The organism is Streptomyces sp. NTD91, assembly GCF_059510455.1.
This window is the reverse complement of the sequence record NZ_JCAJZW010000094.1, coordinates 1-8431: the sequence shown is the minus strand read 5'-3', so window position 1 is coordinate 8431 and position 8431 is coordinate 1. Positions and strand designations below refer to the sequence as shown.

General features: G+C 76.3%; 1 protein-coding gene and 1 pseudogene. Both read right to left on the bottom strand.

Annotated features, from left to right (window positions below):
* On the bottom strand, positions 1-546 hold a 546-nt coding region (locus AC5WRT_RS38440; RefSeq protein WP_496098837.1), incomplete at its 3' end, for a beta-ketoacyl synthase N-terminal-like domain-containing protein.
* A gap of 53 nt (positions 547-599) precedes the next feature.
* Positions 600-8417, bottom strand: a pseudogene (locus AC5WRT_RS38435) (type I polyketide synthase); the annotation flags it as partial.
* Positions 8418-8431: the final 14 nt, after the last annotated feature.

Below are 8431 nucleotides of genomic sequence, written 5' to 3'. Positions count from 1 at the left end.
GGCGGTGATGCCGGTGGTCAGCCGGCCGTCGGACTCCTCGGGCCGGCTCAGCATCAGGGCGAGGTAGTCCTGGCCGTTGGTGCCCATGAAGACGCCGGTGCGGCTGCCGCGCAGGGCGCCCGGCTCGATCCCGGAGCGCTCCAGCGCCTCCCAGGAGGTCTCCAGCAGCAGCCGCTGCTGGGGGTCCATGGTCATCGCCTCGCGCGGGGAGATGTCGAAGAACGTCGAGTCGAACAGCGGCGCGTCGTAGAGGAACGCGCCCTGGCGGGCGTACGTGGTGCCGGTGCCGCCCGCGGGGTCGAGGACGCCATCGAGGTCCCAGCCTCGGTCGGCGGGGAAGTCGGCGACGGTGTCGCGTCCCTCGGCGAGCAGGCGCCAGAACACCTCGGGGCTGTCCGCGCCGCCTGGGAAGCGGCAGCCGAGGCCGACGACCGCGACGGGCTCGTGACGGCTCGCCTCGGCGTCATGAAGGCGCTTGCGAGTCTGGCGGAGGTCCGCCGTCACCCTTTTCAGGTAGTCCCGCAGCTTGTCTTCATTACTCGCCATCGTGCTCCACTTCCTCGCCAAAGCCGTGAACGGTGCCGTCGCTCGGGCCGGGGTCAGGAGATCCCGAGTTCCTTGTCGATCAGGTCGAACATCTCGTCGTCCGTCGCCGTGTCCAGTGCGGTGTCCGCGCCGTCCGTGCCGTCGTCCGTGAAGGGATCGGCGAGGGGGTCGGCGCCGGTCCACACCGTCAGCAGATGCCGCAGCCTGGCGGTGATCTCCTGGTGGGCCTCGCCGCCGGTCCGGCCCGCGGCGTCGGCCTCGGCGACCAAGGTCTCGGTCAGACGGTCCAGTTCGGCGACGACTCCGCTCGCTGCGCCCGCGCCGCCCGGTCCGGCGAGTTCGGCGTCCAGGTACCGGGCGACGTCGGCCGGCGCCGGGTAGTCGAACACCAGGGTGGCGGGCAGGTGCAGCCCGGTCGCCGCGGCGAGCCGGTTGCGCAGCTCGACGGCGGTCAGGGAGTCGAAGCCCGCCTCGCGGAAGGCGCGGACCGGCTCGACCGCATCGCTGCGGGCGTGGCCGAGGACCACGGCCGCCTGCTCCCGCACCAGCTCGACGAGCGCGGCGGAGCGTGCGGCGGCGTCCAGCCGGGCGAGCCGCCCGCGCAGCGCGTCGGCGTCGGCGCCGGACGCGGCGTCCCGCAGGGCGGCCTCCGCCTCGGGGACACCGGCCAGCAGGGCGGTGGTCCGGCCCGCCGCGAACGCGGGCGCGAACCGGGACCAGTCGACGCGGGCCACGACCGCGGCCGGGTCCTGGCCGGCGGCGAGCCGTTCCATCGCCACCAGCGCCAGGTCCGGGTCGAGGCCGGTCAGACCGCGGCGGCGCAGGTACTCCTCGATGCCGCCGCCTGCGGCCATGCCGTCCTCCGCCCACGGGCCCCAGGCCACGGAGGCGGCGGGCAGTCCGGCCGCCCGGCGCCGTTCGGCGAGGGCGTCCAGGTAGGCGTTCGCGGCGGCATAGTTGCCCTGGCCCGGTGAGCCGATGGCGCCGGCGAACGACGAGAACAGCACGAACGCCGACAGCTCCCGGTCCCGGGTCAGCTCGTCGAGGTGACGGGCGGCGACCGCCTTGGCGCGCAGCACCGCGGCGAACCGCTCCGGGGTGAGCGTCTCGATCAGTCCGTCGTCGAGCAGGCCCGCGGTGTGCACGACCGCGTCCACGGGATGCCTGCCGAGCAGCGCGGCGAGCGCGTCGCGGTCGGCGGCGTCGCAGGCGGCGACCGTCACGCGGGCGCCGCGTGAGGTCAGTTCGTCGCGCAGTTCCGGCGCGCCGGGGGCGTCGAGTCCGCGCCGACTGACCAGGACGAGGTGCTCGGCGCCGCGGGCGGCGGCCCAGCGGGCGACCCGGGCGCCGAGCGCGCCGGTGCCGCCGGTGATCAGCACAGTGCCCGAGGGGCGCCAGCCCGCGCCGAGGCTGCCGGGGGCCGTGCGGGTGAGACGGCGTCCGAACACGCCGGTCGCCCGGATCGCCACCTGGTCCTCCCCGGCGCGGCCCGCGAGCACGCCGGCCAGTCGGCCCACGGCGCGCCGGTCGACCACCGGGGGCAGGTCGATCAGGCCGCCCCAGCGGTCTGGTTGCTCCAGCGCCGCGACCCGGCCGAGTCCCCAGACGGCGCCCTGCGCGGGATCGGGAGCCCGGTCGGACCGGTTGACCGAGACGGCGCCGGTGGTCAGCGCCCACACTGGGGCGGCGATGCCGGTGTCGCCCCAGGCCTGGAGCAGGACGGCGGTGGCGGCGGGGGCGGCGGGGAGGGGGTCGTGTCCGGCGTCGGTGGTGCTCGGCGTGTCTGCTCCGGTGTCCTCACGTGCGTCGGTGTCCTCACCGGCTCCGGTGCCCTCGGGCTGCCGGTCGGCGAGGGCGAGGAAGGACAGGACGCCCGCGACCGGCTCGTCCCCGGCGGCCTCGGTCAGCCGTGCCGCCAACCTGGCGCGCCCGGTGCCGGGTTCCCAGGTCACCGGGACCGGCTCGGCGCCGTTCGCGGCGAGGCCGTCCAGGACGGCTCGGACGAACGGGGCGTCGTGCGTCCCGGCGGGCAGGACCGCCGGCCAGCGGCCGGGCAGGGCGCTGCCGGAGACCGCGCCGAGGGGTTTCCAGCCGGCGCCGTACAGCCAGTCGTCGACGCGGGACTGCTCCTGCCGGCCGTGCCACCAGTTCTTCAGGGCGGGCAGCAGCGCGTCGAGCGCGTCCTCTGCCACGCCGAGGGAGTCGGCCAGCGCGCGGGCGTCGCCGTGTTCCACGGCGGTCCAGAACACCGAGTCGGCGCGGTCGTCGGAGCCCGTGTCGGTCCGGCCGCCGAGCCTGGCGCCCTCGGGCCAGTACCGCTCGTGGGCGAAGGCGTAGGTGGGCAGGTCGACGACGGTCGCGCCGGTGGGCGCGAAGACGGCGTCCCAGTCCACCTGCCCGCCGTGCAGGCGCAGTTCGGTGAGGGCCGCGAGCAGGCTCGCCGGTTCCGGGCGGTCCTTGCGCAGCAGGGGCGTCAGCACGTGGCCGCCGCCGTCCAGGCAGCCTTGGGCGAGCGCGGTGAGCGTGCCGTCGGGGCCCAGCTCCAGGAACCGGCCCGCGCCCTGCTCGTCCAGCCTGCGCACGGCGTCGGCGAAGCGGACGGGGCGCCGTACGTGCTCCACCCAGTGCTCGGCCGACATCAGCTCCGCGGCGGTTGCGGGCTCGCCGGTCAGCGTGGACACGATCGGGATGCGCGGCTCGGCGCAGGTGAGGCTCTCGGCCACGGCGCGGAACTCGTCGAGGACGGGTTCCATCAGCGGGGAGTGGAAGGCGTGGCTGACGCGCAGCGCGGTCACGCGGCGCCCCTGGGCGCGCAGGTGGGCGGCGATCTCCTCGACGGCCCCGGCCGCGCCGGACAGCACCACCGACCGCGGGCCGTTGACCGCGGCGATGCCCACGGTGTCGCCGGGCAGCGGCAGCACCTCGTCCTCGGACGCCTCGACGGCGGCCATGGCGCCGCCAGCCGGGAGGGCCTGCATCAGCCGGCCGCGCGCCGCGACGAGGCGGCAGGCGTCGGCGAGGGACCAGACTCCGGCCGCGTGCGCGGCGGCGATCTCGCCGATGGAGTGCCCGGCGAGCACGTCGGGCCGTACGCCCCAGGACTCCACGAGCCGGAACAGGGCGACTTCCAGGGCGAACAGGGCGGGCTGGGCGTACTCGGTGCGGTTCAGGATCTCTTCGTCGTCCCCGAAGACGACGGTCTTGAGATCGAAGTGGAGCTCCGCGTCGACCGCGTCGAGGGCCTCGGCGAAGACCGGGAACGTCTCGTACAACGCCCGGCCCATGCCGAGCCGCTGGGAGCCCTGGCCGGCGAACAGGAACGCGACCCGGCGGCCGGAGCGGCCGGGGATGCCGAGGAGGAGGCCGGGGTGGTGCGCGCCGGCGGCGAGCGCGCGCAGGCCGTGCAGCAGTTCGTCGCGGTCGGCGGCGAGGACCGCCGCGCGGTGCTCCAGCCAGGGGCGGCGCGTGGCGGACAGGCCCAGGTCGGCAAGGCGTAGGCCGGTGTCGCCGTCGACGCGGGCCCACAGCCGTTCGGCCTGGCCGCGCAGGGCCTCCTCGGTGGCTGCGGACAGCAGCACGGGCGTCACCGGCAACTCGCCCGCGTCCACGCGCTGTTCGTCGGCCGCCTCGTCGGGGGCCTGCTCGATGATGACGTGGGCGTTGGTGCCGCTGATGCCGAAGGACGACACGCCGGCCCGCCGGGGGCGGTTCTCGGGGCGCGGCCACTCGACGTTCTCGGTGAGCAGGGCGATGTCGCCGGCGGTCCAGTCGATGAAGGGGGACGGCTCGTCGGCGTGCAGGGTGCGCGGCAGCAGGCCGTGCCGCATCGCCATCACCATCTTGATCACACCGCCCACACCGGCGGCGGCCTGGGTGTGGCCGATGTTCGACTTCAACGAACCGAGGAACAGGGGCTGTTCGCGGTCCTGGCCGTAGGTGGCCAGGAGGCCCTGTGCCTCGATGGGGTCGCCGAGCGGGGTGCCGGTGCCGTGCGCCTCGACGGCGTCCACGTCGGCGGAGGTGAGCCCGGCACCGGCGAGGGCCTGCCGGATGACCCGCTCCTGCGAGGGGCCGTTGGGCGCCGTCAGACCGTTCGACGCGCCGTCCTGGTTGACCGCCGAACCGGCGACGACGGCGAGGACGCGGTGCCCGTTGCGGCGGGCGTCGGGCAGCCGCTCCAGCACCAGCATGCCGATGCCCTCGGACCAGGCGGTGCCGTCGGCTCCGGCGCCGAAGGACTTGCAGCGCCCGTCGGAGGCGAGGCCCCGCTGCTGGCTGAAGTCGACGAACGTGTCCGGTGTGGACATCACCATCACACCGCATGTGAGCGCGAGGTCGCACTCCCCGGCCCGCAGCGACTGCGCGGCCAGGTGCAGGGTGACCAGGGAGGAGGAGCAGGCGGTGTCGACGGTCATCGCCGGGCCCTCCAGGCCGAAGGTGTAGGCGATGCGGCCGGAGTGGACGCTGCTGGTGTTGCCGGTCAGCAGGTAGCCGTCGGAGTCGTGCTCACCCTCGCGCAGGCAGGAGTGGTAGTCCTGCCCCATGACACCGGCGAACACACCGGTGCGGCTGCCGCGCAGCGCCGTCGGGTCGATCCCGGCCCGCTCGAACACCTCCCAGGACACCTCGAGCAGCAACCGCTGCTGCGGGTCCATGGCGAGCGCCTCGCGCGGGGCGATCCCGAACAGTTGGGCGTCGAAGGACGCGGCGTCGTAGAGGAAGCCGCCGCGGCGGACGTAGGTCTTGCCGGGCCGGCCGGGCTCGGGGTCGTAGAGGGCGTCCAGGTCCCAGCCGCGGTCGGTCGGGAAGTCGCCGATGGCGTCGCCGCCCTCGGTGACGAGCCGCCACAGGTCCTCGGGGGACTCGACTCCGCCGGGGTAGCGGCACGCCATGCCGACGATGACGACCGGGTCGTCGTGTACGCCCCGCCAGGCGGGCGGGGCGTCGCCGCGCGGCCCGGTCGCGTCGTCGGTGAGCGCGGTCAGCAGGTGCCGGGCGAGCGCGGCGGGCGACGGGTGGTCGAAGACGAGGGTGGCGGGCAGCCGCAGCCCGGTGGCCGCGTTGACGCGGTTGCGCAGTTCCACGGAGGTCAGGGAGTCGAAGCCGAGCGCCTTGAACGCCTGCCCGGGCGTCACGTCGGCGGCCGACGCGTGGCCGAGCACCTGCGCCACCAGGTCGCAGACCAGCTCCAGCAGGTACGGCTCGCGCTCCGCGGCGGGCAGGGCCGCCAGCCGGGCCCGCAGCTCGCCGCCGCCCGCGCCGTGCCCGCCGGTGTGCGCGGCACGCCGGGCCGGGCCGCGCACCAGGCCGCGCAGCAGCGCCGGCACGTCGGGCCGTTCGCGCAGGGTGCGGAAGTCCAGGCCGACGGGCAGGAGCAGCGCGCCCGGGGCGTGCCGCAGCACCGCGTCCAGGACGGCGAGGCCGTGGTCGGCGGCGAGCGGCCGGACCCCGCCGCGTGCCATGCGGCGCAGATCGCCCTCGCTCAGCTCGCCGGTCATGCCCGCGCCGGGCGCCCACGGTCCCCAGGCGAGCGACACGGCGGGCAGCCCGAGCGCGCGACGGCGTACGGCGACGGCGTCCAGATAGGCGTTCGCGGCAGCGTAGTTGGCCTGCCCGGCGCCGCCGAACGTGCCGGAGACCGAGGAGAACAGCACGAACGCGGCCAGGTCCCGGTCGCGGGTGAGCGCGTCGAGGTGGTCGGCGGCGTCCGCTTTGGGACGCAGCACCGTCCGCAGCCGCTCTTCGGTGAGTGAGGCCAGCACACCGTCGTCGAGTACGCCTGCCGTGTGGACGACGCCGGTCAGCGGCCGGTCCTCGGGGATCGCCGCGAGCAGCGCCTCCAGCGCCGCGCGGTCGGCCACGTCACAGGCGACGACGGTCACCTCGGCGCCCAGTCCGGTCAGTTCCGCGGCGAGTTCGGCGGCGCCGGGCGCGTCGGGGCCGCGCCGGCCGACCAGGAGCAGGTGGCGCACGCCGTGCCCGGTGACCAGGCGCCGGGCGACGAGCGCGCCCAGGCCACCGGTGCCGCCGGTGACGAGGACGGTGCCGTCGGCCAGGCGAACGGGGGTGCGGGAGGCGTCCGTCGTTCCGGCGGAGTCCGCTGTGCCGGCGGCGTTCGGGTCGGGGACGGCGCTCGGGCCCGCGTCCGCGCCGGTGCCGGTGCCGGTGGAGGCGAGTGCGGTCAGGGACTCCGCGACGAGCCGAGGGGCGAGCACAGCGCCTTCGCGCAGGGCGAGTTCGGTCTCCTCGTTCACGGCGCCGGGCCCGGCGAGGAGGGCGGCGAACGCGTCACGGGACTCGGGTGTGCCGTCCAGGTCGGCCAGGGCGAGGCGGCCGGGGTTCTCGGTCCGGGCGGCGCGTACCAGGCCCCACAGGGCGGCCAGCGCCGGATCGGGCTCGGCCCGTACGTCGGCCGCGACCGCGCCCCGGGTGACGACGACGAGCCGGGTGTCGGCGAACTCGTCGGCCGCGAGCCAATCCTGTACGAAGGCCAGCGCGTCGGAGGTGACCGCGTGGGCGGCGCCGGCGGCGGGCCCGGCCGGGTCGGTCGCCGCGGGCCGCGTCCAGGGCAGCAGCACCGTGCGGGGCACGGGGTCGCCGTCGTGGACGGCCCGCGTCAGCTCGGACCAGGTGCGGGCCGCGAATGCGCCGGCCGGGGTGGCGGTGGTCCCCTCGTCGTCCTCGCCGACGTAGTCCGTGAGGACGACCGTGGCGCCCGCGGTCGGCGCGGTGTCCTCGTCGGTGGTCCGGGCAGCGAGCGGTACCGGGGTCCACTCGATGCGGTACGTGCCGGACGGGACCGTCGAGGCCTGCGCGGCCGTCAGGTCGGACGGGACCTCGCGCAGGGCGAGGGCCTCGGCGGCGGCGACCGCACCTCCGGCCGGGTCGGCCAGCTGGAGGGTGACCGCGTCGTCGCCCGCCGGGGCGATCCGTACGCGCAGGGCGCGCGCACCGGAGGCGTACAGCGACAGCCCGTTCCAGGCGAACGGCAGCCGCCCGGCGCCGCCCGTGTCACCGAGGGGACCGAACAGGACGGCGTGCAGGGCGGAGTCCAGCAGCGCGGGATGGACCGCGCACCGGCCGGCGAGCGTCTCGTGCTCCTCCGGCAGGGCGACCTCGGCGAACACCTCGTCGCCGCGCCGCCACACCGCCCGCAGCCCCTGGAAGACAGGGCCGTACGCCAGCCCCGTCACCGCCAGCCGCGCGTACGCGTCGTCGACGGGCCGGGCCTCGGCGCCCGCCGGGGGCCACTGGGCGAGGTCGAAGCCCGGCTCGCCGTTGACCGGTGCGAGGACACCGTCGGCGTGCAGGGTCCAGGGCGTGTCGTCGGGGGTCTCGTCCGGGCGCGCGTGCACCTCGACGGTGCGCCGGCCCGACGCGTCCGCGACGCCGACGGTGACCTGGAGGCGGACGGTGCCCTGCTCCGGTATCACGAGCGGCACGGCGAGCGTCAGGTCCTCGATCCTGTCGCAGCCGACCTCGGCGCCTGCCCGCAGCGCCAGTTCCGCCCAGCCGGTGCCGGGGAAGACCAGCGCGCCCAGGACGGCGTGGTCGCGCAGCCAGGGGTGGGACCGCAGCGAGAGCCGTCCGGTGAGGACCGTCCCGCCGCCCGCTAGGGCGACGGCGGCGCCGAGCAGCGGGTGGCCGGCCGCCCCGAGCCCGGCGGCGGCCAGGTCACCGGCGCGCTGCGCGGCCGAGGGCCAGAACCGCCGCCGCTGGAAGGCGTACGTCGGCAGCTCCACGGGACGTGCCCCGGTTCCGGTGAACAGCGTCCGCCAGTCCACGTCACCGCCGTGCGCGAACAGCGCGGCGACGGCGGCAAGCAGCGCCGGCGCCTCCTGCCGGTCCTTGCGCAGCGCGGGGACCAGCACGGCGGTCGCGGTGT